This window comes from Leclercia sp. GHBNCSD, from assembly GCF_055805075.1.
The window spans coordinates 3,093,935-3,118,206 of sequence record NZ_JBQVYO010000001.1 but is presented as its reverse complement, the minus strand read 5'-3'; the positions used below and the strand labels follow the sequence as shown (position 1 = coordinate 3,118,206).

Annotated in this window: 29 protein-coding genes, 1 other RNA gene and 1 other annotated feature; of the genes, 12 read left to right on the top strand and 18 right to left on the bottom strand. The window is 55.8% G+C overall.

The window, feature by feature from the left end:
- Nucleotides 1-26: 26 nt before the first annotated feature.
- Nucleotides 27-152: a sequence feature (Phe leader region), on the top strand.
- Nucleotides 28-75 (top strand): hypothetical protein, encoded by a 48-nt coding sequence (locus ACT3IC_RS15025; protein WP_193312005.1) that lies wholly within the window; start codon nt 28-30, stop codon nt 73-75. Its footprint overlaps the feature before it by 48 nt.
- Nucleotides 153-181: 29 nt before the next feature.
- Entirely contained in the window at nt 182-1,342 is a 1,161-nt protein-coding gene (gene pheA, locus ACT3IC_RS15020) for a bifunctional chorismate mutase/prephenate dehydratase (RefSeq protein WP_103180776.1), read from the top strand.
- On the opposite strand, the gene ACT3IC_RS15015 is transcribed toward pheA, so the two are convergent.
- The 3 genes from ACT3IC_RS15015 to aroF are packed head-to-tail and all read right to left on the bottom strand — an operon-like array spanning nt 1,339 to nt 4,474.
- Entirely contained in the window at nt 1,339-2,211 is an 873-nt protein-coding gene (locus ACT3IC_RS15015; protein ID WP_103180777.1) for an SMP-30/gluconolactonase/LRE family protein, read from the bottom strand. The two genes, pheA and ACT3IC_RS15015, sit on opposite strands and share 4 nt — an antisense overlap.
- Before the next feature lie 60 nt (nt 2,212-2,271).
- Nucleotides 2,272-3,393 (bottom strand): bifunctional chorismate mutase/prephenate dehydrogenase, encoded by a 1,122-nt coding sequence (gene tyrA / locus ACT3IC_RS15010; protein ID WP_103180778.1) that lies wholly within the window; start codon nt 3,391-3,393, stop codon nt 2,272-2,274.
- A gap of 10 nt (nt 3,394-3,403) precedes the next feature.
- Nucleotides 3,404-4,474, bottom strand: a complete 1,071-nt coding sequence (aroF, locus tag ACT3IC_RS15005; RefSeq protein WP_103180779.1) for a 3-deoxy-7-phosphoheptulonate synthase AroF — start codon at nt 4,472-4,474, stop codon at nt 3,404-3,406.
- Between the two features lie 214 nt (nt 4,475-4,688).
- On the opposite strand from aroF, the gene ACT3IC_RS15000 reads away from it, so the two are divergent.
- From ACT3IC_RS15000 to dgcN, 3 genes are all read left to right on the top strand, one after another.
- The gene (locus tag ACT3IC_RS15000; RefSeq protein WP_103180780.1) at nt 4,689-5,063 is read left to right on the top strand and encodes a DUF2799 domain-containing protein; all 375 of its coding nucleotides are present in this window, start codon (nt 4,689-4,691) and stop codon (nt 5,061-5,063) included.
- A 199-nt stretch (nt 5,064-5,262) separates the two neighbouring features.
- Nucleotides 5,263-5,748 (top strand): regulatory sequestration protein YfiR, encoded by a 486-nt coding sequence (gene yfiR, locus ACT3IC_RS14995; RefSeq protein ID WP_103180781.1) that lies wholly within the window; start codon nt 5,263-5,265, stop codon nt 5,746-5,748.
- On the top strand, nt 5,741-6,961 hold the full coding sequence (gene dgcN, locus ACT3IC_RS14990; protein ID WP_103180782.1) for a diguanylate cyclase DgcN/YfiN: 1,221 nt from the start codon (nt 5,741-5,743) through the stop codon (nt 6,959-6,961). Before yfiR ends, dgcN begins: the two co-directional genes overlap by 8 nt.
- Here dgcN and ACT3IC_RS14985 read toward each other — a convergent pair.
- The 7 genes from ACT3IC_RS14985 to ffh form a co-directional block, all read right to left on the bottom strand.
- The gene (locus ACT3IC_RS14985) at nt 6,945-8,312 is read right to left on the bottom strand and encodes a PepSY-associated TM helix domain-containing protein (RefSeq protein ID WP_103180783.1); all 1,368 of its coding nucleotides are present in this window, start codon (nt 8,310-8,312) and stop codon (nt 6,945-6,947) included. The genes dgcN and ACT3IC_RS14985 overlap by 17 nt on opposite strands.
- A gap of 53 nt (nt 8,313-8,365) precedes the next feature.
- The gene (locus ACT3IC_RS14980; protein ID WP_255410827.1) at nt 8,366-8,761 is read right to left on the bottom strand and encodes a DUF2946 domain-containing protein; all 396 of its coding nucleotides are present in this window, start codon (nt 8,759-8,761) and stop codon (nt 8,366-8,368) included.
- Between the two features lie 130 nt (nt 8,762-8,891).
- Nucleotides 8,892-9,239 (bottom strand): 50S ribosomal protein L19, encoded by a 348-nt coding sequence (gene rplS / locus ACT3IC_RS14975; RefSeq protein WP_002914145.1) that lies wholly within the window; start codon nt 9,237-9,239, stop codon nt 8,892-8,894.
- Between the two features lie 41 nt (nt 9,240-9,280).
- Nucleotides 9,281-10,048 carry a tRNA (guanosine(37)-N1)-methyltransferase TrmD gene (gene trmD, locus ACT3IC_RS14970; RefSeq protein ID WP_103180784.1) on the bottom strand — a complete coding sequence of 256 codons (768 nt, stop codon included), beginning with the start codon at nt 10,046-10,048 and terminating at the stop codon, nt 9,281-9,283.
- A 30-nt stretch (nt 10,049-10,078) separates the two neighbouring features.
- Nucleotides 10,079-10,618 carry a ribosome maturation factor RimM gene (rimM, locus tag ACT3IC_RS14965; RefSeq protein WP_301564410.1) on the bottom strand — a complete coding sequence of 180 codons (540 nt, stop codon included), beginning with the start codon at nt 10,616-10,618 and terminating at the stop codon, nt 10,079-10,081.
- Nucleotides 10,619-10,633: 15 nt separating this feature from the next.
- The gene (gene rpsP, locus ACT3IC_RS14960; protein ID WP_003863133.1) at nt 10,634-10,882 is read right to left on the bottom strand and encodes a 30S ribosomal protein S16; all 249 of its coding nucleotides are present in this window, start codon (nt 10,880-10,882) and stop codon (nt 10,634-10,636) included.
- A 252-nt stretch (nt 10,883-11,134) separates the two neighbouring features.
- Complete coding sequence (gene ffh / locus ACT3IC_RS14955; protein WP_103180786.1) at nt 11,135-12,496, bottom strand: signal recognition particle protein; 1,362 nt, start codon at nt 12,494-12,496, stop codon at nt 11,135-11,137.
- Nucleotides 12,497-12,662: 166 nt separating this feature from the next.
- Here ffh and ACT3IC_RS14950 point away from each other — a divergent pair, with 166 nt between their 5' ends.
- Both ACT3IC_RS14950 and ACT3IC_RS14945 read left to right on the top strand, forming a co-directional pair.
- Nucleotides 12,663-13,454: a cytochrome C assembly family protein gene (locus ACT3IC_RS14950; protein ID WP_103822531.1), complete on the top strand. Its 792-nt coding sequence runs from the start codon at nt 12,663-12,665 to the stop codon at nt 13,452-13,454.
- Nucleotides 13,455-13,472: 18 nt separating this feature from the next.
- Nucleotides 13,473-14,759 carry an HlyC/CorC family transporter gene (locus ACT3IC_RS14945; protein ID WP_156655048.1) on the top strand — a complete coding sequence of 429 codons (1,287 nt, stop codon included), beginning with the start codon at nt 13,473-13,475 and terminating at the stop codon, nt 14,757-14,759.
- A 53-nt stretch (nt 14,760-14,812) separates the two neighbouring features.
- On the opposite strand, the gene grpE is transcribed toward ACT3IC_RS14945, so the two are convergent.
- Nucleotides 14,813-15,406 carry a nucleotide exchange factor GrpE gene (gene grpE / locus ACT3IC_RS14940; RefSeq protein WP_139156362.1) on the bottom strand — a complete coding sequence of 198 codons (594 nt, stop codon included), beginning with the start codon at nt 15,404-15,406 and terminating at the stop codon, nt 14,813-14,815.
- A gap of 121 nt (nt 15,407-15,527) precedes the next feature.
- On the opposite strand from grpE, the gene nadK reads away from it, so the two are divergent.
- The 3 genes from nadK (at nt 15,528) to bamE (ending at nt 18,646) form a co-directional block, all read left to right on the top strand.
- Nucleotides 15,528-16,406, top strand: coding sequence for an NAD(+) kinase (gene nadK, locus ACT3IC_RS14935; protein ID WP_103180790.1), 879 nt, complete (start codon nt 15,528-15,530; stop codon nt 16,404-16,406).
- Between the two features lie 85 nt (nt 16,407-16,491).
- Complete coding sequence (recN, locus tag ACT3IC_RS14930) at nt 16,492-18,153, top strand: DNA repair protein RecN (RefSeq protein WP_263950327.1); 1,662 nt, start codon at nt 16,492-16,494, stop codon at nt 18,151-18,153.
- A gap of 151 nt (nt 18,154-18,304) precedes the next feature.
- The gene (gene bamE, locus ACT3IC_RS14925; RefSeq protein WP_114317035.1) at nt 18,305-18,646 is read left to right on the top strand and encodes an outer membrane protein assembly factor BamE; all 342 of its coding nucleotides are present in this window, start codon (nt 18,305-18,307) and stop codon (nt 18,644-18,646) included.
- A gap of 96 nt (nt 18,647-18,742) precedes the next feature.
- Here bamE and ACT3IC_RS14920 read toward each other — a convergent pair whose 3' ends face one another.
- Together ACT3IC_RS14920 and ACT3IC_RS14915 are read right to left on the bottom strand one after the other, a co-directional pair.
- A complete protein-coding gene (locus ACT3IC_RS14920; RefSeq protein ID WP_103180793.1) occupies nt 18,743-19,030 on the bottom strand; it encodes an RnfH family protein in 288 nt (95 codons plus the stop codon).
- Nucleotides 19,020-19,457, bottom strand: coding sequence for a type II toxin-antitoxin system RatA family toxin (locus ACT3IC_RS14915; RefSeq protein WP_197080107.1), 438 nt, complete (start codon nt 19,455-19,457; stop codon nt 19,020-19,022). The genes ACT3IC_RS14920 and ACT3IC_RS14915 overlap by 11 nt, the downstream gene beginning before the upstream one ends.
- A 156-nt stretch (nt 19,458-19,613) precedes the next feature.
- Here ACT3IC_RS14915 and smpB point away from each other — a divergent pair, with 156 nt between their 5' ends.
- Both smpB and ssrA read left to right on the top strand, forming a co-directional pair.
- Nucleotides 19,614-20,096: an SsrA-binding protein SmpB gene (smpB, locus tag ACT3IC_RS14910; RefSeq protein ID WP_103180795.1), complete on the top strand. Its 483-nt coding sequence runs from the start codon at nt 19,614-19,616 to the stop codon at nt 20,094-20,096.
- A 90-nt stretch (nt 20,097-20,186) separates the two neighbouring features.
- Nucleotides 20,187-20,550, top strand: a transfer-messenger RNA (tmRNA) gene (ssrA, locus tag ACT3IC_RS14905).
- A 126-nt stretch (nt 20,551-20,676) separates the two neighbouring features.
- Here the strand turns inward: ssrA and ACT3IC_RS14900 are convergent.
- From ACT3IC_RS14900 to ACT3IC_RS14880, 5 genes are all read right to left on the bottom strand, one after another.
- The gene (locus ACT3IC_RS14900) at nt 20,677-20,967 is read right to left on the bottom strand and encodes a putative quinol monooxygenase (RefSeq protein ID WP_201304751.1); all 291 of its coding nucleotides are present in this window, start codon (nt 20,965-20,967) and stop codon (nt 20,677-20,679) included.
- 16 nt (nt 20,968-20,983) lie between these two features.
- Nucleotides 20,984-21,985 (bottom strand): zinc-binding alcohol dehydrogenase family protein, encoded by a 1,002-nt coding sequence (locus ACT3IC_RS14895; RefSeq protein WP_473477998.1) that lies wholly within the window; start codon nt 21,983-21,985, stop codon nt 20,984-20,986.
- Between the two features lie 229 nt (nt 21,986-22,214).
- On the bottom strand, nt 22,215-22,697 hold the full coding sequence (gene nanQ / locus ACT3IC_RS14890) for an N-acetylneuraminate anomerase (protein WP_103180798.1): 483 nt from the start codon (nt 22,695-22,697) through the stop codon (nt 22,215-22,217).
- Nucleotides 22,694-23,569, bottom strand: coding sequence for an N-acetylmannosamine kinase (gene nanK, locus ACT3IC_RS14885; RefSeq protein ID WP_103180799.1), 876 nt, complete (start codon nt 23,567-23,569; stop codon nt 22,694-22,696). The genes nanQ and nanK overlap by 4 nt, the downstream gene beginning before the upstream one ends.
- Nucleotides 23,566-24,255, bottom strand: a complete 690-nt coding sequence (locus ACT3IC_RS14880) for an N-acetylmannosamine-6-phosphate 2-epimerase (protein ID WP_156655118.1) — start codon at nt 24,253-24,255, stop codon at nt 23,566-23,568. Before ACT3IC_RS14880 ends, nanK begins: the two co-directional genes overlap by 4 nt.
- Nucleotides 24,256-24,272 lie beyond the last annotated feature (17 nt).

Here is a 24,272-nt window from a genome sequence, read left to right as displayed (position 1 = left end):
TAAGTCTGTCTTCTGAAGGAATTTTCCATGACCATTAAACCGTTTTTCTTCGCATTCTTTTTTACCTTCCCCTGATTGGGAGGCGTTTCGTCGTGTGATAAAGAATGCGAAGACGAACAATAAGGCCTCCCACACCGGGGGGCCTTTTTTATTGATAACGATAAATGACAAAGGCAACGCTATGACACCGGAAAACCCGTTACTGGATCTGCGAGATAAGATCAGCGCTCTGGATGAAAAATTGCTTTCACTACTGGCCGAACGCCGTGCGCTTGCCGTTGAGGTCGGAAAAGCAAAGCTGGCTTCACATCGTCCGGTACGCGATATCGATCGGGAGCGCGACCTGCTGGAACGCCTGATTAACCTTGGTAAAACGCACCATCTGGATGCGCACTACATTACCCGTCTGTTCCAGCTGATTATCGAAGATTCCGTTCTCACCCAGCAGGCGTTGCTGCAGCAGCATCTGAACAAAACTAATCCGCACTCGGCGCGTATTGCCTTCCTGGGACCAAAAGGGTCCTATTCCCACCTCGCTGCACGTCAGTATGCTGCCCGTCACTTCGAAGAGTTTATTGAGAGCGGCTGCGCGAAGTTCGCCGATATTTTCAATCAGGTAGAAACCGGCCAGGCAGATTACGCTGTCGTGCCGATTGAGAACACCAGTTCCGGTGCCATCAACGACGTTTACGATCTGCTCCAGCACACTACGCTGTCGCTGGTCGGCGAGATGACGATCCCGATTGACCACTGCGTACTGGTTTCCGGAACGACTGACCTCGACAAGATCGAGACGGTCTACAGCCACCCACAACCTTTCCAGCAGTGCAGCCAGTTCCTGAACCGCTATCCGGGCTGGAAAATTGAATATACCGAAAGCACGTCAGCCGCGATGGAGAAGGTCGCACAGGCCAACTCCCCCACCGTTGCCGCGCTCGGCAGCGAAGCGGGCGGGGCGCTCTATGGCTTACAGGTGCTGGAGCGCAACCTGGCCAACCAGACGCAAAACATCACCCGTTTCATCGTGCTGGCGCGTAAAGCAATCAACGTCTCCGATCAGGTGCCGGCCAAAACCACCCTGCTGATGGCGACGGGCCAGCAGGCCGGCGCGCTGGTTGAGGCTCTGCTGGTACTGCGCAATCACAATCTGATTATGACCAAACTGGAATCGCGCCCTATTCATGGCAACCCGTGGGAAGAGATGTTCTATCTCGATATCCAGGCCAACCTGGAGTCTGCGTCCCTGCAGAAAGCCCTGCGTGAACTGGGTGAGATCACCCGCTCCATGAAGGTGCTGGGATGCTATCCGAGCGAAAACGTCGTCCCGGTCGATCCGGCTTAACGCGCGATAAATGGGCCTTTTTTCACTCCTGCCACGCTGACGGGCAGGGTGAAAATGGCGCCGGAAAGAGGATATGCCGCCACCTCCTGTGCGTCCATGTTCTCACGGGTGGTGGTAATAAACAGCGTCTGCATATCATCGCCCCCAAAACAGACCATTGTCGGACAGCGCACCGGCAACCGGTACTCTTCCAGCTGTTCGCCCTGCGGTGAAAAACGGGCGATCCGCCAGCCGTCAAACAGCGCGCTCCAGTAACAGCCCTCCACATCCACCGCCGCGCCGTCCGGGATCCCCTCCCCCGGCTGGAACCGGCGAAAGACTTCCCGTTTACCCGGTTCGCCCTGCTCATCCAGCGGCGTACGGTAGATCACCGCATTGGGCGTGTCTGAGGTGTACATCCAGCGCCGGTCATCGCTAAAGGCCAGCCCGTTATGGCCGTGGATATCACACTGGATCACCTCCGGCGTCAGGTCGTTATCGATACGCATCAGCAAGGCGCCGTTATAGTCCCCCGGAGCCCAGAATGTGCCCGCGTAAAAGCGGCCGAAATGATCGGTTCCCCCGTCATTAAAGCGTGCCAGCTGCGGGTTCGACGGATTATCACAAACTTTTCGTTGTAGCAGCCCATGCTTATCCGCCAGCCAGATGCCCGTGCGCATGGCGACAATAAAGCCCCCATCCTGACGCAGCGCGAAGCACCCCACCTCTTCATGGAAGGATAAAACGCTGTGTTCACCCGTCGGCAGATGGTAGCGGTGGATCTCGCCTTCCAGAATATCCGCCCAGTAGAGCGCGCTTTCTGCTTCGCTCCAGGTGGGGCACTCTGGTAAGTGCCCCGTATAGTCAAACAAAACGCGTGGTTCAGCCATGACAGTTCCCCAAAATAAAAAAAGCCAGCAGTGCTGGCTTTCAGTATATACATCATCAGATTACTGGCGACTGTCATTCGCCTGTCGGAGCAAAATGCGGCTCTCGCTCTGGAAACGCTGGGCGTAATCGCCAAACCAGTGCTCGACCTTGCGGAAGCTGTCGATAAAGGCCTGCTTATCGCCCTGCTCCAGCAGCGTAATCGCCTCACCAAAACGCTGGTAGTAACGTTTGATCAGCGCCAGGTTATTGCCCGAGGACATAATGATATCCGCATAGAGCTGCGGATCCTGGGCAAACAGTCGTCCGACCATCGCCAGTTCAAGACGATAGATAGGAGACGACAGCGACAGCAGCTGCTCAAGCTGAACGTTCTCTTCCGCCAGGTGCAGGCCATACGCGAAGGTTGCGAAGTGACGCAGCGCCTGGATAAAGGCCATGTTCTGGTCATGCTCGACGGCACTGATCCGGTGCAGTCGTGCGCCCCATACCTGAATCTGCTCCAGGAACCACTGGTACGCTTCTGGCTGGCGGCCATCACAATAGACGACTACCTGCTTCGCCAGACTGCCGCTGTCCGGGCCGAACATCGGGTGCAGCCCCAGCACCGGACCACGGTGTGCGGCAAGCATCGCCTGCAATGGACCATTTTTTACCGAGGCGAGATCGACCAGAATACAGTCATCCGGCAGCGGTGGCAGTCGGGCAATAATCTCTTCGGTGATGTGGATCGGTACGCTGACAATGACCATACCCGCATCGGCCACCATCGCCTGCGCCCGGGTCCAGTCCTCTTTTTCAAGGATGCGGACCTGGTAGCCTGAGAGCGTGAGCATCTTCTCGAAGAGACGCCCCATCTGCCCGCCGCCACCGACAATGACCACCGGGCGCAGCGTCGGACAAAGGGTTTTAAATCCCTTGTCGTTTTCGCTGGAATACGACTCGCGCATCACCCGGCGCAGTACATCTTCTATCAGGTCCGGCGAGACGCCCAGCGCCTGCGCCTCTTTGCGCCGGGAGGCCAGCATGGAGGCTTCGCGCTCCGGCACGTAAATCGGCAAGCCATATTTACTTTTGACTTCACCTACCTCGGCGACCAGCGCCATGCGGCGCGCCAGCAAATCCAGTAGCGCCTTATCTACCTCATCAATTTGATCGCGCAGGGCGGTCAATTCAGCAACCATAACAAACCTCTTAAGCCAGACGCGTCGCCAGCTGGCCGTTCAAATCTTTGTGGATCTCACGCAGCAGCGCATCGGTGGTTTCCCAGCTGATGCAGGCATCCGTAACAGATACCCCGTATTTCATGGTGCTGCGCGGCTGCTCAGATGACTGATTGCCTTCATGGATGTGGCTTTCAATCATCAGGCCAATAATCGAACGGTTGCCATCTTTGATCTGCGCGACGACGGATTCCGCCACCGCAGGCTGACGACGGTAATCTTTATTGGAATTACCATGACTGCAATCTACCATCAGCGCCGGGCGCAGTCCTGCCTGTTCCATCTCTTTTTCACACTGCGCCACATCTGCCGGGCTGTAGTTAGGCGCTTTGCCGCCACGCAGGATAACGTGTCCGTCCGGGTTGCCCTGGGTCTGCAGCAGGCAAACCTGGCCCGCCTGGTTGATGCCGACAAAACGGTGCGGCATGGCAGCGGCACGCATAGCGTTGATGGCTGTGGCCAGGCTGCCGTCTGTTCCATTTTTGAAACCGACCGGCATGGAGAGGCCAGAAGCCATTTCACGGTGCGTCTGAGACTCGGTCGTACGCGCCCCGATTGCCGACCAGCTAAAGAGATCGCCCAAGTATTGTGGGCTGTTCGGATCCAGCGCTTCTGTCGCCAGCGGCAGCCCCATGTTCACCAGCTCCACCAGAAGATTACGCGCAATCTTCAGACCGGCTTCCACATCAAACGAGCCATCCATGTGCGGATCGTTAATCAACCCTTTCCAGCCGACAGTGGTACGAGGTTTTTCAAAATAGACGCGCATGACCAGGTAGAGGCTATCGCTGACCTCCTCGGCCAGAGCTTTAAAACGATGGGCATATTCGATGGCAGCTTCAGGATCATGAATAGAGCACGGACCACATACCACCAGCAGACGCGGATCGCGCCCGGCGATGATGTCGGAAATGGTCTTGCGGGAGTGCGCGATTTGCGCCTCCTGCTCAACGCTCAGCGGGAATTCCGCTTTCAGTTGATCCGGAGTAATCAAAACATGTTCATCAGTAATATGTACGTTATTCAGCGCGTCTTTTTGCATGATTGCGGTCCTGGAAGCTCGTTTGCGATAGTGGTTTCCTCACTGAGGAAGCCCAACGATATCACATCAAGTAAAGATTTCAATCCAAAATTCGTAAATAATAGTTTACAACGCCTCTTTTCAAGCAAAAAACATCTGATTAAGGTGTAACGTAAAAATTACAGAATAGATTCTTATCGCCAGGCTATGCTCAATGGAAAAAGGAGAATGCCTTATGCGCCTGACCGTTATCCCGCTTTTGGGTCTGCTATTAACCGCTTGTCAGATTGATCCTTACACTCATCAGCCTCACTGGACCGGCACCGACTGGTATGGTGCGGGGAAAGAAGACGCGATGGACGGCGTGGCCGTAAAATCCCGTGAAACGCTTGCCGCTAATTTTAATGACCCTAAGGTGGACCGCCCGGCCTATCTCAAAGGATATAAAGAGGGACAAAAGAAAATATGCCAGGAAAATTTTGTTTACGCCTGGGGATTAGCCGGTCGAATATTCCCCGCCAGCTGTGATACCGCTGAAAACGCCACTCAGCTCCGCACCGCCTGGCAGCAGGGTATGGATGAAGGTACAAAAGCCAGCCGTTTGAATTAATAACCTCGATAGCTCCTTTTTAAATTAAGGAGCCAGGATTTTACTTAAGCTCCTTAATATCAGCGCGACGTAATGACGATCCGGGTAAAAAATGGTATTATTGCGGCAAAACTAAAGGGCTAATATTCCCAGAGTGGTATGGCGGATTCTGGTGGGTAACTATTTTCTCATTTCCGGTTGTCGGGTAGCGCTGGTAGTGATGCTGTTAATATCCTGCGGACACGCTATTGGCGGAACATTATCCAGAACGGATAAATCGGTACGTTCAATTGTCTCCGGGATCGTCAGTTATACCCGCTGGCCCACCCTCTCTGGCCAGCCAACCCTGTGCATTTTTGCCTCTTCCCGCTACGTTGAGGCGCTCAGTATCGATGGCCCGGACACGCTGCCCTATATCCCCGTCATTATCCATAGCGATCAAGAGGCACTGAGTGCAGGATGCCATGCGCTCTATTTTGGCAGTGAGCCTCCCCACGCCCAACTTGAATTAAGCACAGCATTTAATGCCAGACCGTTACTCCTCATTGCGGAGCAAAATTCGCAGTGTCTCACAGGCAGCGCTTTTTGCCTGATAATAGACGATAGACAGGTCAGATTTTCCGTCAATATGAATGTGCTGTCGCGCAGCGGAGTCCGGGTTAGTCCTGATGTGTTAATGCTTGCATGGAATACAAAGCATGAATAAGGAATTTACATCAGCGCCGCGTCCAACGTTCAAAAGAACCCTCAGGCGCATCAGTATAATTAGTGTTCTCATTACCATGACGCTGGTCTGGTTATTATTGTCTATTGCTTCGGTATTCACACTGAAACAGTACGCGCAACGAAACCTTGAATTAACCAGCGCCACGGTAAGTCGCAGCCTGGAGGCGACGCTGGTCTTTAATGATACCGCCGCCGCTCACGAAGCGCTGGCCACACTCGGCAAACAGGGGCAATTTTCGTCAGCAATATTGCTGGACCGCCACGATAACCCTTTTGCGGCGTGGTCAATGGAGCCAGACGTGCAGGCGGATCCCCTGAGTCAACTGGTCAGCCAGTGGTTATTCCCCCAGCCCATCAGACAGCGCGTCTGGCACAACAACCTGCCGATTGGTGAATTACGCCTTACCGCACGTGACAGCCTTATTAGTCACTTTCTCTGGACGTCTCTGGCCGTGTTAACCGGTTGCATCCTGTTTGCCTCCCTGGTGGCGTTAGCGATAACCCGCACCCTGCACAATGGCGTGGTCACCGCCCTGCAAAACATTACCGAGGTGGTGCATGATGTCCGTACGAACCGGAATTTCTCCCGCCGGGTGCCAGAGGAGCGTATTGATGAATTTCATCGTTTCGGTCAGGACTTCAACAGCCTGCTGGATGAAATGGAGGAGTGGCAGCGCAAACTACAGGCGAAAAATGCCCAGCTGCTGCGCACTGCCATGCACGACCCGCTCACCGGGCTGGCGAATCGGGCCGCTTTTCGTACCCGCATCTCGGCCCTGATGAGTGACGCCTCCTCGCGGGCTAACGCCGCCCTGCTCTTCCTGGATTGCGATGACTTCAAGCTGATTAACGATACCTGGGGGCACGCCGCGGGCGACGATGTGCTGATTGAAGTGGCCCGCCGCATGGTCGAATTCAGCGGCGGGCGTCATCAGCCCTATCGTCTGGGCGGGGATGAATTTGCCATCATTCTGTATGGCGTCCACTCGGAGTACGAGGTTCTGCGCCTTTGCGCTGCGCTGACGCAGCAGTTCAGCCCCTCATATGAGCTGCAAAACGGACTCAGCACCAGAATGTCGCTCAGCATTGGCTTCGCGCTGGGCTGGGAACACCATTCCGTTGAAGCGTTGCTCGATCAAGCCGACCGGAATATGTATCTGGTGAAGCATCAGCGTCCTAGAAATTCCGCGTAGAAGACAACGCCGCTGATGCCCCGCGCCAGCGCAGCCAGTCAACGATGACGAACAGCGCCAGGCTGCATCCCATTACTGGCATCGCCAGCCCCAGTAAAAAGGCGATAGCGAAAGAGAGCACGCGCCCCCACAGCGGCAACGCCAGCCAGCTCTGACACAGCGTCTGCGCCGGATTGGTTGCCGTCTGGCGGGGTCTTCGCATCCACCACATCCGGTATCCCCAGACGATCATCACACACAGCGCGAGGCCAAAAGCGATCAGCACCAGCTGGTTTGGCAGGCCAAACAGCACCCCCATATGGAAATCCACACCCCAGCGGGTCAGTTTGGCCATCAGCGGGAAATCCGCAAAGCGGGTCCGATCGATCACCGTCAGGGTCGCCGGGTCAACAGCCACCGCATCCACCTGCGTCGGCCAGCCGCGATCGATCTCCGTTACCGTCCACGCCGTGGTAGCGCTTTTCGCCGGGCGAATCTCCAGCTTCGTGGCATCAATACCTGCTGCATAAGCCGCGTTCATTACGCCGTCATACAATGCCAGGTCGGGCTTCATCTGCGGCATGGGCATCGACATGTGGTGACCATGATGATCGGCATGCGGATCGGCGACCTCCGCCGGACCGTGCAGCTGCGTGTTCACCTGCGGCGTGAGCCAGTTCAGCTGCGCACGCAGTTTATCCACGTTGCCCCCCGCCCACTGGGACCAGGTCAGGCCGGTAGCCGAGAACAACAGCATGCCCAGCAGCAGACACCAGCCGAGGGAGACGTGTAGCCGACGGTGGTTCTGGAAGCGGTTATTGATGCGCCGTTTTGGCCGGGTATAGAACCACAGCGCGATCCCTCCCAGCGCAGCGATCCACATCCATGACGCGGCCAGCTCGCTGTAGATACGCCCGATATCGCCCAGCAGTAATGACCGATGCAGATAATCAATCTTCTGGCGTAACGGCAGGATACCGCTGGTGCCATAGACGGTCATATCGCCGCGCACCGCCAGGCTGACCGGGTCGATAAAGATGGCCCGGTTCTCAGAGGCGTTCAGCGCCGGGTCGGCATACATCACCCGGGTGGTCTCACCTGCAACCAGGCCCGGACGTACCGCATGCAGAGGTAGCCCTCCGCCGGTGACCTTTTCTGCGACCGCGATCTGTTCAGCAAGGGGACGCGCTTCTCCCTCGGTCTCGCTGAACAGGGCATGATGATAAAGCGCATTTTCCAGCTGCGGCGTAGCGACATAGAGCGTACCTGAGAGCGCAGCGATGAAGATAAACGGCCCGACAAACAGACCAATATAGAAGTGAAGACGACGCAGCAGGTTGCCCCAGGCTGCGCGCGAAGTGCAGGTAGTCATGCTTTCCCTTTTTCAGGCAATAGATTATCGGTACACCAGGGTGTACGTTTTATTTAAATGGAATAAGCAGACAGGTGCGGCGGTGCGCGGGTATCGGGGCAGAGCCAGGGGAAGAAGTGCCAGTGGCGAACAGAGGGGCGCGGCGGCGTCAGGCGCTGCCTGAGTAATACCGCGCACAGCAGCATCACCAGCGCCAGAATCACACCCGGCACGTGGGCCAACAGTACGCAGTAACCGCAGGCTTCGGCATGGTCAACCGGCATGCTTTCGGGCGGGGCATGGTGCTCTGCCATCATGCTCATGTCATGGTGCATGCCGGGCATCGCGCTCATGGGATCTTTTTGCAACGAGACAGAGACCAGCGGCGCAAAGACGATCATCAGGATCGCAAATAACGCGAGACCTGCCGCGATACGTTGCCATTTTGTCTGATGCTGTTGAGTCGTCACTTACCCTCCGTTAGAGCAGGGGCATTGTAAACGATTTATGACGAAGAAGTTAATGCGCAGGGCACAGAGAGATAAAAAAAGGGCCGGCCATTCGGCCAGCCCTTTTTACAGGATGTCGCACAAGCGAATCTTAGTTCAGACGCTCTTTAATACGAGCAGACTTACCAGTACGCTCACGCAGGTAGTACAGTTTAGCTTTACGTACAGCACCACGACGTTTAACAGCAATGCTGTCAACTACCGGAGAGTGAGTCTGGAAGACACGCTCAACGCCTTCGCCGTTGGAAATTTTACGAACAGTGAATGCAGAGTGCAGACCGCGGTTACGGATAGCGATAACCACGCCCTCAAATGCCTGCAGACGTTTTTTGGAACCTTCAACAACCCATACTTTCACTTCCACGGTATCACCCGGACGGAAGGAAGGTACGTCCTGCTTCATCTGCTCTTGTTCAAGTTGCTTAATAATGTTGCTCATAATTTAATCTCTTATCCTGGGTAAACTGATATTTGGGGGCCTCAGGCCATCCCATCATGTTTCTGCTGCTGGTGCGCGTGTTCAGTTTTGAACTCGGCCAGCAACTTTGCTTGCTCTTCAGTCAGAGCCAGGTTTTCCAGAAGTTCAGGTCTTCTAAGCCAGGTACGGCCCAGCGACTGCTTCAGGCGCCAGCGACGAATCTCGGCATGGTTTCCCGACAGTAATACTGGCGGTACCTCCATCCCTTCTAACACTTCAGGACGGGTATAGTGTGGACAGTCCAGCAATCCATCAGCAAAAGAGTCTTCTGTTGCTGAAGCTTCATGGCCCAGAACCCCCGGAATAAACCGGGAAACCGAGTCAATCAGCGTCATTGCCGGTAACTCACCACCGCTGAGAACGTAATCGCCGATAGACCATTCTTCGTCAATCTCGGTTTGAATTACGCGCTCATCTATCCCTTCGTAGCGACCACACACCAGAATCAGTTTCTGATTCGTTGCCAGTTCGCTGACGCCCGCTTGATCAAGCTTGCGTCCCTGAGGTGACAGATAAATCACCTTTGCGCCTTCACCTGCCGCGGCTTTTGCTGCTGCGATGGCATCCCGCAAGGGTTGAACCATCATGAGCATCCCCGGTCCGCCGCCGTAAGGACGATCGTCCACGGTACGGTGCCGGTCATGCGTGAAGTCACGTGGACTCCAGCTTTCGATGCTCAGCAGGCCATTTTTTACTGCCCGGCCAGTTACCCCGTAATCAGTAATCGCGCGGAACATTTCAGGAAACAGGCTAATAATGCCAATCCACATAGCGCCGTCTTTTACCGTTTTCAGGAGAATTTAAAAACCAGGATCCCAATCTACTTCGATAGTACGAGTAGCGAGATCGACTTTCTTGATAACCTGCCCATCGAGGAACGGAACCAGCCGCTCCTTGATACCAAACGCATCTTTCAGGTTTGCCTTAATGACGAGAACGTCATTGGATCCGGTTTCCATCATATCGATGACTTTCCCCAGACCGTAACCTTCAGTCGTGACTACCTGGCAACCCATAAGGTCTTTCCAGTAGTAGTCACCCTCTTCCAGCTGTGGCAACTGCGACGAATCGACGACAATTTCACAATTAGTCAGCGCATTCGCGGCATCACGATCGTCAACGCCTTTCAGCTTGATGATGATGTCCTGATTGTGGTGACGCCAGCTTTCCAGCTCGACCTCTTCCCACTTACCGGCCTTCTGGATAAACCAGGGCTGATAGTCAAAAATGCTTTCGGCGTCTTCGGTGGAGGAAAACACTCTGAGCCAACCACGGATACCGTAGCAAGAACCCATTTTGCCCAATACAATCGGTTCAACAGGTGCTTTTTTGCTCATCATGACCACCGTGACAGATTAAGCTGCTTTGTTTGCTGCTTTGATCAGCGTAGCAACGCGATCGGAAACAGTAGCGCCCTGGCCAACCCAGTGAGCGATACGATCCAGATCCAGACGGGTTTCTTCTTCTGCGCCAGCGGCCAGTGGGTTGAAGAAACCAACACGCTCGATGAAGCGACCGTTGCGTGCATTACGGCTGTCGGTGACAACAACCTGGTAGAACGGACGCTTTTTCGCGCCGTGACGTGCTAAACGAATAGTTACCATAACATCCTCTTGTGTGAATAAAACACCGGGCCCCATCGAGGGAAGGAGCCCGGTGTCATATTAAAAGCCCGAAAATTTTACTGATTTCTGGGGAAAATGCAATCAGCATCTGTTTTTTACTGCACAAGGCCAGGGCGTAACCGGTGCAGCCAGTTTGGCGTCGGCGTGCGCGCAGCTACCGGAGCGTACTTTGCGTACGTGAGGATAGCGAGCACACCCCGGCGTCAAAATGGCAAATAAGGTAGCCCGATATTATCTACCCGGGAATCCTGGGGGCATCATGCCTTTCATGCCGCGCATCATCTTGGCCATGCCGCCCTTCTTCATCTTCTTCATCATGCGCTGCATGTCGTCGAACTGCTTCAGAAGACGGTTCACGTCCTGGACCTGCATCCCACAACCCGCCGCGATACGGCGTTTACGGGAGCCTTTGATGATTTCCGGCTTCGCGCGCTCTTTCAGCGTCATGGAGTTGATAATCGCCTCCATACGCACCAGGACCTTGTCGTCCATCTGCGCTTTTACGTTATCCGGAATTTGCCCCATGCCCGGCAGCTTGCCCATCAGGCTCGCCATACCGCCCATGTTTTTCATCTGGCGCAGCTGCTCCAGGAAGTCGGTCAGATCGAAGCCGTCGCCTTTTTTCAGCTTGGAGGCCAGCTTCTCGGCCTGGGCACGGTCAACCTTGCTCTCGATATCTTCGATCAGCGACAGCACGTCGCCCATGCCGAGGATACGGGAGGCAATACGGTCCGGGTGGAACGGCTCCAGCGCTTCGGTCTTTTCGCCGACGCCGAGGAACTTGATTGGCTTGCCGGTGATATGACGAATAGAGAGCGCCGCACCGCCGCGGGCGTCGCCGTCCACTTTGGTCAGCACCACGCCGGTTAACGGCAGCGCTTCGTTGAAGGCTTTTGCGGTATTGGCCGCATCCTGACCGGTCATGGCATCGACGACAAACAGGGTTTCTACCGGGTTGATCGCGGCATGCACCTGTTTAATCTCGTCCATCATCGCTTCGTCAACGTGCAGACGACCGGCGGTATCCACCAGCAGCACGTCAAAGAACTTCAGCTTCGCCTCTTTCAGCGCCGCGTTCACGATATCGATCGGTTTCTGTCCGACATCGGACGGGAAGAACTCCACGCCAACCTGTTCGGCCAGGGTTTCCAGCTGTTTGATCGCCGCCGGGCGATAAACGTCGGCAGAGACGACCAGCACTTTCTTCTTGTGCTTCTCGCGCAGGAATTTACCCAGCTTACCGACGCTGGTGGTTTTACCCGCACCCTGCAGACCCGCCATTAGCACGACCGCCGGCGGTTGCGCCGCCAGGTTCAGGCTCTGGTTCTCTTCGCCCATCGCCGCAACCAGTTCGTTACGCACAATTTTGACGAACTCCTGACCCGGGGTCAGGCTCTTATTCACTTCATGGCCAACCGCTTTCTCTTTTACACGGTTGATGAAATCACGGACGACAGGCAGCGCGACGTCTGCTTCGAGCAGCGCCATACGCACTTCGCGCAGCGTCTCTTTAATATTGTCTTCGGTAAGGCGTCCACGGCCGCTGATGTTGCGCAGCGTGCGCGACAAACGATCGGTTAAATTATCAAACATTGTCTCTCGCCTGGGGTAGAAACGTTAGGTCGCTGGCGCGACACGTACACAGAATTTTGCCGGAGTATAACATGAAGGCGCCTTTGTTGTTATGCAACGGTTGGAGCACGCCTCACGTAACGTTATACTGCATCTCTTTCTTATCAGGACAACTGTCGACACCTATATGCCTGTTTTCGCTTTGATCGCCCTCGTCGCGTACTCTGTCAGCCTTGCGCTGATCATTCCTGGCCTGTTACAAAAAAACAGCGGCTGGCGGCGAATGGCTATTTTGTCGGCGGTCATCGCGTTGATAAGCCACGCTTTTGCGCTCGAAGCGCGCATTTTGCCGGGCGACGGTAGCGGGCAGAACCTGAGCCTGCTTAACGTCGGCTCGCTGGTCAGCCTGATGATCTGTACGGTGATGACTATCGTGGCGTCGAAAAACCGCGGCTGGCTGCTGCTGCCCATTGTCTACGCCTTTGCGCTGATCAATCTGGCCTTTGCCACCTTCATGCCGAACGAGTTTATTACTCACCTTGAGACCACCCCGGGCATGATGGTGCATATTGGCCTGTCGCTGTTCTCTTATGCCACGCTGATTATTGCCGCGCTGTACGCGCTCCAGCTGGCCTGGATTGACTACCAGCTCAAAAATAAAAAGCTGGTCTTCAGCAACGAGATGCCGCCGCTGATGACCATTGAGCGTAAGATGTTCCACATCACCCAGGTTGGCGTAGTATTGCTGACGCTCACCCTGAGCACTGGCCTGTTTTATATGCATAATCTCTTCAGCATGGAGAATATCGACAAGGCCGTGCTCTCCATCATCGCGTGGTTTGTCTATATTGTCCTGTTATGGGGCCATTATCATGAAGGCTGGCGCGGTCGCCGCGTGGTCTGGTTCAACGTGGCGGGTGCAGGCCTCCTGACCCTTGCCTATTTTGGTAGCCGCGTCATCCAGCAATTTGCCAGCTAAGTAACAAAGGAGTTCCCCCTGGAACACATCTCCACTACCACGCTGATCGTTACCCTGATCGTCATGGTGGTTATCTCCGCCTATTTCTCCGGCTCGGAGACCGGGATGATGACGCTCAACCGTTACCGGTTACGTCATCGCGCCAAACAGGGTAACCGTGCCGCTCGCCGTGTAGAAAAACTGCTGCGTAAGCCAGATCGCCTGATAAGCCTGGTGCTTATCGGCAATAACCTGGTCAACATTCTCGCCTCCGCGCTGGGCACCATTGTCGGCATGCGTCTCTACGGCAACGCCGGGGTCGCTATCGCCACCGGGGTGCTGACCTTTGTGGTGCTGGTCTTTGCCGAAGTGTTACCGAAGACCATCGCAGCCCTCTATCCCGAGAAGGTCGCCTATCCCAGCAGCTTCCTGCTGTCGCCTATGCTCGTTCTGATGATGCCGCTGGTCTGGCTGTTAAATGGTGTGACCCGGATCCTGATGCGCCTGATTGGTATCAAAGCGGATGGGGTGGTCAGCAGCGCGCTGAGCAAGGATGAACTGCGCACCATCGTGCATGAGTCACGCTCGCAAATCTCCCGCCGCAATCAGGATATGCTGCTGTCGGTGCTGGATCTGGAGAAGGTGAGCGTGGACGACATCATGGTGCCGCGCAATGAGATCGTCGGTATCGACATTAACGACGACTGGAAAGCGATTGTCCGCCAGCTGACCCACTCCCCGCATGGCCGCATCGTGCTGTACCGTGATTCGCTGGACGACACCATCAGCATGCTGCGCGTGCGTGAAGCGTATCGTCTGATGACCGAGAAAAAAGAGTTTACCAAAGAGGTGATGCTGCGTGCGGCGGATGAAATTTACTACATCCCGGAAGGTACTCCTCTCAGCACCCAGCTGATTAAATTCCAGCGCAATAAAAAGAAAGTGGGTCTGGTAGTCGATGAGTATGGCGATATTCAGGGCCTGGTGACGGTGGAAGATATTCTGGAGGAGATTGTTGGCGACTTCACCACCTCCATGTCCCCTACCCTTGCCGAAGAGGTTACGCCGCAAAACGATGGCTCGGTGCTGATTGACGGTAGCGCGAACGTCCGTGAACTCAATAAAGCCTTTAACTGGCAGATGCCGGAAGAGGAAGCCCGAACCATCAACGGCATGATTCTGGAAGCGCTGGAGGAGATCCCGGCTGCAGGCACGCGGGTGCGGATTGGTCAGTACGATATTGATATCCTGGACGTGCAGGACAATATGATTAAGCAGGTTAAAGTCGTGCCGGTTAAACCGTTGCGGGAGAGCGTCGCGGAGTAAGATGTTGTAGGCCGGGTGAGGCGACGCCGCCACCCGGCACTACGGGAGGCAAGTTACGCCTTTGCTTTCGCCACGGAGACCATCGCCGCGCGAATGGTACGACCGTTCAGGGTATAGCCTTTCTGCATCACCATCAGCACGTTGCCGGCAGCCACGTCCTCAGATTCCACCATCGCAATGGCCTGATGCACGTTCGGATCCATCGGCACGTTGGTATCGGCAACCACTTCCACACCGAACTTCCTCACTACGTCGAGCATGGATTTCAGCGTCAGCTCAATCCCTTCAACCATCGGTGCCATATCCGGGTTCGCTTTATCCGCTACTTCCAGCGCGCGATCCAGGCTGTCGATAACCGGCAGCAGTTCGTTGACGAATTTTTCCAGCGCAAATTTATGCGCTTTTTCAACGTCCAGCTCGGTACGGCGACGCAGGTTTTCCATTTCTGCTTTGATACGCAGGATGCCATCGCGCTCGCGGTTCTGGGCCTCAGCTAACTGCGCTTCCAGATTCGCAATTTTTTCATCGCGCGGATCCACCTGCTCAGCACCAGCCTCAGCCTCTACAGCCTCAACCTCTTCGTGCTGCTCCGTGATAATTTCTTCCGGGGCTTGCCCCTCAGGCGTTTTCTGTTCTTTACTACTCATGAATTTCTCCGCGTTTTTCTGCATTCAACTCGCTAACTTCGCTTATTATGGGGATCAGTTTCCGGGATTCAAGGGAACAAGCCACATTGTCATCATTCATTCGCACAAGGACCTTCAGAAAATGAGCAACCATTTCAAGTGTATTGGAATTGTCGGTCATCCACGTCACCCTACTGCGTTGACGACACATGAAATGCTCTATCGCTGGCTGTGCGCCAAAAATTATGACGTGATTGTGGAACAGCAAATTGCTCAGGAACTGCAGTTAAAAAACGTTAAAACCGGCACGCTGGCGGAAATTGGACAGCAGGCCGACCTGGCCGTGGTGGTCGGTGGCGACGGCAATATGCTGGGCGCCGCCCGTACCCTCGCCCGTTACGATATTAAAGTCATTGGCATCAACCGTGGCAACCTGGGCTTTTTGACCGACCTCGACCCGGATAATGCCCAGCAGCAGCTCGCCGACGTGCTGGAAGGCCACTACATCACTGAAAAACGCTTTTTACTGGAGGCGCAGGTCTGCCAGCAGGATTGCCAGAAGCGAATCAGTACCGCTATCAACGAAGTGGTGCTGCACCCGGGCAAGGTGGCGCATATGATTGAGTTTGAAGTCTATATCGACGAAATCTTTGCCTTCTCGCAGCGCTCCGATGGGCTGATCATATCGACGCCGACCGGCTCGACAGCCTACTCGCTCTCGGCGGGCGGCCCGATCCTGACGCCTTCGCTGGATGCCATCACCCTGGTGCCGATGTTCCCGCATACCCTTTCAGCCCGCCCGCTGGTGATTAACAGCAGCAGCACCATTCGTCTGCGCTTTTCCCACCGCCGCAACGACCTGGAGATCAGCTGCGACAGCCAAATCGCGCTACCTATTCAGGAAGGTGAAGATGTGCTGATCCGCCGCTGCGATTATCACCTGAATCTTATTCACCCTAAAGACTACAGCTATTTCAACACATTAAGCTCCAAGCTCGGCTGGTCGAAAAAATTGTTCTGAAATAGCATCCAGCACTTTACTGTATAAAAAACCAGATTATACTGTACACAAACACAGTCATGGTTTTTCATACAGGAAAACGTTTATGCTGGCACAACTGACCATCAGCAACTTCGCCATCGTGCGTGAGCTCGAAATTGATTTCAACAGCGGTATGACGGCTATCACCGGCGAGACCGGGGCCGGTAAATCTATTGCGATTGACGCGCTGGGGCTCTGCCTTGGCGGTCGTGCTGATGGCAGCATGGTGCGCGCTGGTGCCAGCCGCGCCGATCTGTGCGCCCGTTTTTCCCTCAAGGACACTCCCGCCGCGCTGCGCTGGCTTGAAGAAAACCAGCTTGAAGACGGACGTGAGTGCTTACTTCGCCGTGTTCTCAACAGTGATGGCCGCTCCCGTGGCTTTATCAACGGTACCGCGGTGCCGCTCTCCCAGCTGCGCGAGCTGGGCCAGCTGTTAATCCAGATCCACGGCCAGCATGCCCATCAGCAGCTTATCAAACCTGAACAGCAGAAGTCGCTGCTCGACGGCTACGCCGGTGAATCTGCGCTGATGCAGCTGATGGCTGCTCACTATCGTCAGTGGCATCAAAGCTGCCGCGAACTGGCGCTGCATCAACAGCAGAGCCAGGAGCGTGCGGCCCGCGCCGAACTGCTGGCCTATCAGCTGAAAGAGTTAAACGAATTCAGCCCCCAGGCGGGCGAGTTTGAGCAGATTGACGAAGAGTACAAGCGCCTGGCCAACAGCGGTCAGCTGCTCTCCACCAGCCAGCAGGCGCTGAATTTGCTGGCCGATGGCGAAGATGTGAATCTGCAAAGCCAGCTGTATGCCGCACGCCAGCTCGTGACCGAACTGGCCGGTATGGACAGTAAAGTCTCCGGCATGCTCGATATGCTGGAAGAGGCGGCGATTCAGATCTCCGAAGCGAGTGACGAGCTGCGCCATTACTGTGAGCGACTGGATCTGGACCCTAACCGCCTGTTTGAACTGGAACAGCGTATTTCGCGTCAGATCTCCCTTGCGCGCAAGCACCACGTTTCACCTGAAGAGTTGCCCAATTTTCACCAGTCCCTGCTTGATGAGCAGAATCAGCTCGACGATCAGGCCGACTCGCTGGAGACCCTCTCTCTGGCCGTCAGCGTCCATCATAAGCAGGCTCTGGAAACGGCGACGCAGCTGCACAACGTGCGTCAGCGCTATGCTCAGGAGTTGAGCCAGCACATCACCGAGAGCATGCATCTGCTGTCGATGCCCCACGGCGTCTTCACCGTTGATGTCAAGTTCGAAGCCAACCACCTGACGGCTGAAGGCGCAGACCGCATTGAATTCCGGGTCACCACCAACCCGGGGCAACCGCTGCAGCCTATCTCCCGGGTCGCGTCGGGCGGTGAGCTGTCGCGTATTGCCCTGGCGATTCAGGTGATCACCGCGAAGAAAATGGAAACCCCGGCGCTGATCTTCGATGAAGTGGACGTTGGTATCAGCGGCCCGACCGCGGCGGTCGTGGGCAAACTGCTGCGTCAGCTTGGCGAGTCCACCCAGGTAATGTGTGTGACCCACCTGCCGCAGGTTGCTGGCTGTGGCCACCATCACTTCTTTGTCAGCAAAGAGACCGATGGCGAGATGACGGAAACGCATATGCAGCCGCTGGACAAACGCGCCCGTCTGCAGGAGCTGGCGCGTCTGCTGGGTGGCAGTGAAGTCACCCGCAATACGCTGGCGAATGCGAAAGAACTGCTGGCTGCGTAAACTTTTTCGGTATCTCAGGGTCATACAGAACAATAAAAACGCCGACAGACCGGCCGCCAGAGGTTTTAATGTGGTGAAAGGTCTATTATCATCGGCATATTACATATGAGCCGTCGCGTATTGCCCGGGCCCGAAAAGGAATCAAATCACTATGCGCTGTAAAACGCTGACCGCTGCCGCAGCGGTTCTTCTGATGATGACCGCAGGCTGCTCCACGCTGGAAAAAGTGGTTTACCGCCCTGACATCAACCAGGGGAACTATCTCGCACCTAACGATGTGTCTAAAATTCGCGTCGGCATGACGCAACAGCAGGTCGCTTATGCCCTGGGCACACCGATGATGTCCGATCCATTCGGCACTAACACCTGGTTCTACGTCTTCCGCCAGCAACCGGGCCACGAAAACGTGTCGCAGCAGACCCTGACGCTGACTTTCAACAGCAGCGGCGTTCTGACCAATATCGACAACAAACCAGCGCTCACCGACGAGTAAGGTTTCAGAAATGCAAAAGGTGCTCACTGAGCACCTTTTTTGTTTTCTCTCGCTGCCTGTAAACCCGGAAAGCGCAGCGCCGCCGGGAAACCCCGCTTATTTAGCCGCTTTCTCCGCACGCTGACGGCGTAGCTCCTTCGGATCGGCAATCAGCGGACGGTAAATCTCGACCCGATCGCCATCTTTCAGAGTATCGCTTAGCTTCACCGGACGGCTGTAAATACCGACTTTGTTTTTCGCCAGATCGATATCGCTTCGCAAGGTCAGCAGGCCAGAAGCATGGATCGCTTCTTCAACGGTCGCGCCCTCTTCCAGCGTAACGCGCTGTAGATACTGCTTTTCCGGCAACGCGTAAGCCACTTCCACCACGATCTCAGGCTGCACTGTAGACCTCTTTGGCGCGCACGGTGAACGCCTGAACCATATTGGCCGCCAGCTCTTTAAATATGCGGCCAAACGCCAGCTCAATCAGGGCGTTGGTAAACTCGAAGTCAAGATGGAATTCGATCCGGCAGGCATCGGCACTCAGCGGAACGAACTTCCATCCACCCATCAGTTTTTTGAAAGGACCATCCACCAGATGCATCAGAATACTCTGGTTATTGGTCAGCGTGTTACGGGTAGTGAAGGTTTTGCTGATCCCGGCCTTGGAGACATCCACTGCCGCCGTCATTTGCGTCGGGCCTGACTCCAGCACGCGGCTCCCGGTGCACCCCGGGATAAACTGCGGATATGACTGTACGTCATTCACTAACTGGTACATCTGTTCCACACTGTAAGGGACAAGCGCAGTACGACTAATCTGAGGCATAACATTTTTCCTGATCAAACAACCAACAAATAATAACATTTATCACCTGTTAAAAAAACGCTGAGCCTTATCTCATGCTAATATAGCGCGTTAGACCTCACAGGACGCAATGAGGTGACTTTTTGACATCAGATTACCTACGGCTTTACGACACTTATGACGAAGAAAAAAGCACATAAACCTGGCTCGGCAACCATTGCGCTCAACAAGCGTGCCCGCCACGAGTATTTCATCGAAGAAGAATTCGAAGCTGGCCTTGCGCTGCAGGGCTGGGAAGTTAAATCGCTGCGCGCGGGTAAAGCCAACATCGGTGACAGCTACGTGATCTTTAAGGATGGCGAAGCCTTTCTGTTTGGCGCGAACTTTCAGCCGCTGACGGTCGCCTCTTCTCACTATGTTTGCGATCCGACCCGCACCCGTAAGCTGCTGCTGAACAAACGTGAGCTGGATTCGCTCTTCGGGCGTATCAACCGCGAAGGTTACACCGTGCTCGCCCTGTCGCTGTACTGGAAGAACGCCTGGTGCAAAGTGAAAATCGGCGTGGCGAAAGGTAAGAAGCAGCACGACAAGCGTAACGATGTGAAAGATCGCGAGTGGCAGGTCGATAAAGCGCGCATCATGAAGCACGCAGGCCGTTAATTTCCGGATACTTATTGAGCGATTCAATAAGTTAGCGTTCCGGGGTGGTAACCGGTCTGCAAATTCTGGTATACTTGCTGTAACACTATTGGGGCTGATTCTGGATTCGACGGGATTTGCGAAACCCAAGGTGCATGCCGAGGGGCGGTTTGCCTCGTAAAAAGCCGCAAAAAAATAGTCGCAAACGACGAAAACTACGCTTTAGCAGCTTAATAACCTGCTAAGAGCCCTCTCTCCCTAGCTTCCGCTCTTAAGACGGGGATCAAAGAGAGGTCAAACCCAAAAGAGATCGCGTGGAGGCCCTGCCTGGGGTTGAAGCGTTAAAACTAATCAGGCTAGTTTGTCAGTGGCGTGTCCGTCCGCAGCTGGCCAGCGAATGTAAAGACTGACTAAGCATGTAGTACCGAGGATGTAGAAATTTCGGACGCGGGTTCAACTCCCGCCAGCTCCACCAAAATTCTTTGTTAACGGTCACCAGAGCCTGATACAAAGTCCTGAAAGCCCGCAATGCGGGCTTTTTTGTTTCTACCGTCCCTCTATTCCAGTACTCTAACCTTCCCTGCGTCCCTCAACAGAATCCTTAAGCCTCTACCGCCGTCAGGTAATCCAGCCGCAGCGGCTCCGCCAGCAACTCATCCATCTGCAGGATAAAGGCCTGGAAATGGGGCAGCGCAATGTGAGCCTCTAGTGCCTTCTGGCCTCGCCAGGCTTCCCGGACGTAAAACATGTCCGGCGTATCGCGCAGCTGAAACAGCTGATACTCAACGTTGCCCGGCTCCTGACGGGTCGGCAGCAGCAGCGCCTGTAAGGCCGTCTTCAGCGCGTCACGTTTGCCGGGCTTCGCCTTCAGAACCGCTATAAGCGAGATGATGTCAGAGGTGGCCATCTCAGAACCCCTCCAGTACAATCTTCCCGACCGCACGCCCGGTCTCGAGCTGCGCATGGGCCTTCTGCACATTCGCCGCCGTAATCGCCCCGTAATGCTCACCCAGCGTCGTGGTAAGCACCTGCTCGTCAATCAGATTTGCCACGCGGGTCAGCATCTGGTGCTGGGCAATCATATCGGCGGTCTCAAACATAGAGCGGGTGAACATAAACTCCCAGTGCAGGGAGATGCTTTTTGCTTTCAGCGGACGGGCGTCGAGCGTATCGGGATCGTCGATCAGCGCCAGTTTGCCCTGCGGCGCTAGCGCCTTAATAATCTCATCATAGTGCGCTGCGGTATGGGTCAGGCTGGCGACGTGGGTCACCTCTTTGATACCCGCGGCGGCTAATTCTTCCGACAGCGGCTTGCTGTGATCGATAACGTGATGCGCCCCCGCTTCCCGCACCCACTGCTGGCTTTCCGGGCGTGAGGCCGTACCTACTACAGTCATTTTCGTCAGCTTGCGCGCCAGCTGCACCAGAATCGACCCCACTCCGCCCGCCGCGCCGACGATCAGCAGCGTGTCGCTTTCATTACCCTGCTCCTGAATGCCCAGGCGATCGAACAACATCTCCCATGCGGTGATAGCGGTTAACGGCATTGCGGCAGCGGATGCGTTATCCAGGGTTTTGGGCTTCAGGGCGACAATGCGCTCATCCACCAGCTGAAACTCGCTGTTGCTGCCAGGCCGTCCCAGCGCACCGGCATACCAGACTTCATCCCCGGGCGCGAAAAGCGTTACCGCCTCGCCCACCGCCGCCACAACGCCCACGGCATCCCAGCCGAGAACACGCGGCGTATCGCCGGTAAAACCGGCGCGGACCTTGGTATCCACCGGGTTTACGGAGATGGCTTTCACTTCAATCAGCAGATCGTGTCCTGTCGCTTGCGGCTGCGGCAATTCGATATCCTGCAGGAACGCGATGTTGTCAGGGGCAGAACGGGTAATGGCAATGGCTTTCATAATCTCTCCGTCGTTTATCGTGTGTGTCGCAATAATGTGATGGTAAAGCGTAGCTGTGGCGGGAAAAATAGCCTCGCGACGATAAGACTTGTACTCGGGAGATGAAAATGGCCCGGCTTGAAGATTGCGGAGCACGCCTGACGGGCCATGAGAATGACGCATGTTGCTGAATATCCTCTGTCCGCACCGCAAACCGCTGTCTGCGGGCGTCAGATGAGTGTAGGAAGAGTTAAAGCCTGTTATGAAGGTCAGTCAGCGCGCGATGATGCAGTTTAATCACCGCTTTTTTAAGCATACCGGGCTTCGCGGTAAAACAGCCCGGCTTATGGGGTTCGCCCGGCATAAAAATGGCAAACATCCCCGGCTTCAACGTCAGGCACTGTTCATTCCCGATGCGGTCACAGAGCTGATAATCCTCCTCCTCGTGCCACGCATCGCAGGCCCGGGCGCTTCCCGCCAGTCCGTAATAAATGTGCTCTTCTCCCTCCAGCAGGATCTGGATATCGATATAGTTGCGGTGCAGCTCGGCACGTTTTTGCTCAGCGCGCTGGGTCTCAAACTGCATCACGTTGACGAACATCTTCTCGCCCTGCAGCGGATAGCTACCCGGCGCCAGCTGCGCTAGCCCCGCGCTCAGGGCCTGGTCGATCGCCTGACAGAACACCGTCGACAGACCGGCAGCCTGCAGACGGTTGATATCACCCACAATCATTGCCACGCTCCTTTTGCCCATAATGCAGCACCCAGCAGCCCCGCGTCGCCGCGATGGCGGGCTGAGCAGAGTTCGGTCTGATAAACAGCGGGCTCCTGCGCAAGGTGATGCTGTACCTGCGTGAGATAGCCGTCGGCCAGGCCAATGCTGCCGCCAATGACCACCCGTTGACAGTCGGTCAGCGCTTTTATATCCGCAATGAGCCGCGCCAGCGTCCGGGCGGAACGCGCAATCAATCTCCCCGCCTGGGCATGTCCCTCTGCGGCGCGGGCAAAGATGGCTTTCGCATCCAGCCCGCAAAGCTCCCCTTCTGCCGCCGCGGCGATACCCCGGCCTGAGGCGATCGCTTCCACACAGCCGATCCGCCCGCAGCCGCAGCGCGGTCCGTTCGGGTCGGCCTGAGTGTGGCCGCAGTGTCCGGCCAACCCACCGGAGCCGGTCACCAGGCTGCCGTTATGGATCATCCCGCCCCCTACGCCGGTCGAAACGGTGATAAAGACCATATCGCGCACGGCATCTGGCATGTGTTGATACTCCGCCAGCGCCGCGGCCTGGGCATCGTTTAGCGCCACGCCGGGGAGCCCGGTTATAGCCGAGACCGATTTCACCAGCGGAAAATGCGCCAGCCCGCCCAGATTTGCCGGGTTAATGGAGGTGAGTACCCCTTGCTGGATAATCCCTGTCGAGGCGATAGCGAACTGCTGCGCCCGGCGGTATAGCGGGGTGACCAGCTCGCACAGCGCCGCTTCCAGCGCATCCGGCGTTTTGCTGGCAGGGGTGGGGATCTCCCTGCGTTCAATAATCCTCAGCTCGCGGTCGACCAGCGCCGCGGCGAGTTTGGTCCCGCCAATATCAATAGCCAGCGTGATCATTTTGTCGCGTCCTGTAAGGCGTCCCGATACCACTGACAGATATGCTCCAGGCGGGTGATGGCAGAGCCTACCGTCACGGCCCATGCCCCGTGCTTCATAGCCTGCGCGGCCAGCTCCGGTGAGTTGTAGCGCCCTTCGGCCACCACCCGGCACCCGGCCTGACTCAGGGTTGAAACCAGCGCCAGGTCCGGCTCGACGGGCGTAACGTCTGAGGTATATCCCGACAGCGTGGTGCCAATCAGTTCAACCCCCAATTGATGGCAATACAGCCCCTCCTCCTGCGAGGCGCAGTCTGCCATCGCGATCAGCTGATGGTGCCGGATGCGCGCCAGCAGGGCCTCAACCGGCACAGGCCGCGTGCGCTGTGTGCCGTCAAACGCAATAATGCTGGCGCCTGCCTCAGCCAGCGCATCCACATCCTCCAGCCAGGGCGTAATACGCACCGGGGTATCGGGCAGATCGCGTTTAATAATGCCAATAACCGGCACGCTTACCACGGCACGCACCGCCCGCAGGTTTTCAATACCTTCGATACGCAGCGCCACGGCACCCGCCTGCTCCGCCGCCAGCGCCATCGCCGCGACGATCAACGGCTTATCCAGCGGGCTTTGTGGTACCGGCTGACACGAGACGATCAGCCCGCCCCGGGCTTTTATGTTTGCATCCAGTTCATCAAGGAACGACATAACTCCTCCGTTAAAAA

Excerpts from the sequence above, each read along its gene's own strand:
- ACT3IC_RS14915 (WP_197080107.1), bottom strand. The coding sequence starts at position 19,457 with ATGCCTCAGATTAGTCGTACTGCGCTTGTCCCTTACAGTGTGGAACAG.
- recN (WP_263950327.1), top strand. The coding sequence starts at position 16,492 with ATGCTGGCACAACTGACCATCAGCAACTTCGCCATCGTGCGTGAGCTC.
- trmD (WP_103180784.1), bottom strand. The coding sequence starts at position 10,048 with ATGTGGATTGGCATTATTAGCCTGTTTCCTGAAATGTTCCGCGCGATT.
- dgcN (WP_103180782.1), top strand. The coding sequence starts at position 5,741 with ATGAATAAGGAATTTACATCAGCGCCGCGTCCAACGTTCAAAAGAACC.
- nanK (WP_103180799.1), bottom strand. The coding sequence starts at position 23,569 with ATGATCACGCTGGCTATTGATATTGGCGGGACCAAACTCGCCGCGGCG.
- yfiR (WP_103180781.1), top strand. The coding sequence starts at position 5,263 with ATGCTGTTAATATCCTGCGGACACGCTATTGGCGGAACATTATCCAGA.
- rpsP (WP_003863133.1), bottom strand. The coding sequence starts at position 10,882 with ATGGTAACTATTCGTTTAGCACGTCACGGCGCGAAAAAGCGTCCGTTC.
- ACT3IC_RS15015 (WP_103180777.1), bottom strand. The coding sequence starts at position 2,211 with ATGGCTGAACCACGCGTTTTGTTTGACTATACGGGGCACTTACCAGAG.
- ACT3IC_RS14880 (WP_156655118.1), bottom strand. The coding sequence starts at position 24,255 with ATGTCGTTCCTTGATGAACTGGATGCAAACATAAAAGCCCGGGGCGGG.
- nanQ (WP_103180798.1), bottom strand. The coding sequence starts at position 22,697 with ATGATTGTGGGTGATATCAACCGTCTGCAGGCTGCCGGTCTGTCGACG.
- tyrA (WP_103180778.1), bottom strand. The coding sequence starts at position 3,393 with ATGGTTGCTGAATTGACCGCCCTGCGCGATCAAATTGATGAGGTAGAT.
- grpE (WP_139156362.1), bottom strand. The coding sequence starts at position 15,406 with ATGAGTAGTAAAGAACAGAAAACGCCTGAGGGGCAAGCCCCGGAAGAA.
- rimM (WP_301564410.1), bottom strand. The coding sequence starts at position 10,618 with ATGATGAGCAAAAAAGCACCTGTTGAACCGATTGTATTGGGCAAAATG.
- bamE (WP_114317035.1), top strand. The coding sequence starts at position 18,305 with ATGCGCTGTAAAACGCTGACCGCTGCCGCAGCGGTTCTTCTGATGATG.
- ACT3IC_RS15000 (WP_103180780.1), top strand. The coding sequence starts at position 4,689 with ATGCGCCTGACCGTTATCCCGCTTTTGGGTCTGCTATTAACCGCTTGT.
- ACT3IC_RS14895 (WP_473477998.1), bottom strand. The coding sequence starts at position 21,985 with ATGAAAGCCATTGCCATTACCCGTTCTGCCCCTGACAACATCGCGTTC.
- ACT3IC_RS14950 (WP_103822531.1), top strand. The coding sequence starts at position 12,663 with ATGCCTGTTTTCGCTTTGATCGCCCTCGTCGCGTACTCTGTCAGCCTT.
- ffh (WP_103180786.1), bottom strand. The coding sequence starts at position 12,496 with ATGTTTGATAATTTAACCGATCGTTTGTCGCGCACGCTGCGCAACATC.
- pheA (WP_103180776.1), top strand. The coding sequence starts at position 182 with ATGACACCGGAAAACCCGTTACTGGATCTGCGAGATAAGATCAGCGCT.
- nadK (WP_103180790.1), top strand. The coding sequence starts at position 15,528 with ATGAGCAACCATTTCAAGTGTATTGGAATTGTCGGTCATCCACGTCAC.
- aroF (WP_103180779.1), bottom strand. The coding sequence starts at position 4,474 with ATGCAAAAAGACGCGCTGAATAACGTACATATTACTGATGAACATGTT.
- ACT3IC_RS14985 (WP_103180783.1), bottom strand. The coding sequence starts at position 8,312 with ATGACTACCTGCACTTCGCGCGCAGCCTGGGGCAACCTGCTGCGTCGT.
- smpB (WP_103180795.1), top strand. The coding sequence starts at position 19,614 with ATGACGAAGAAAAAAGCACATAAACCTGGCTCGGCAACCATTGCGCTC.
- rplS (WP_002914145.1), bottom strand. The coding sequence starts at position 9,239 with ATGAGCAACATTATTAAGCAACTTGAACAAGAGCAGATGAAGCAGGAC.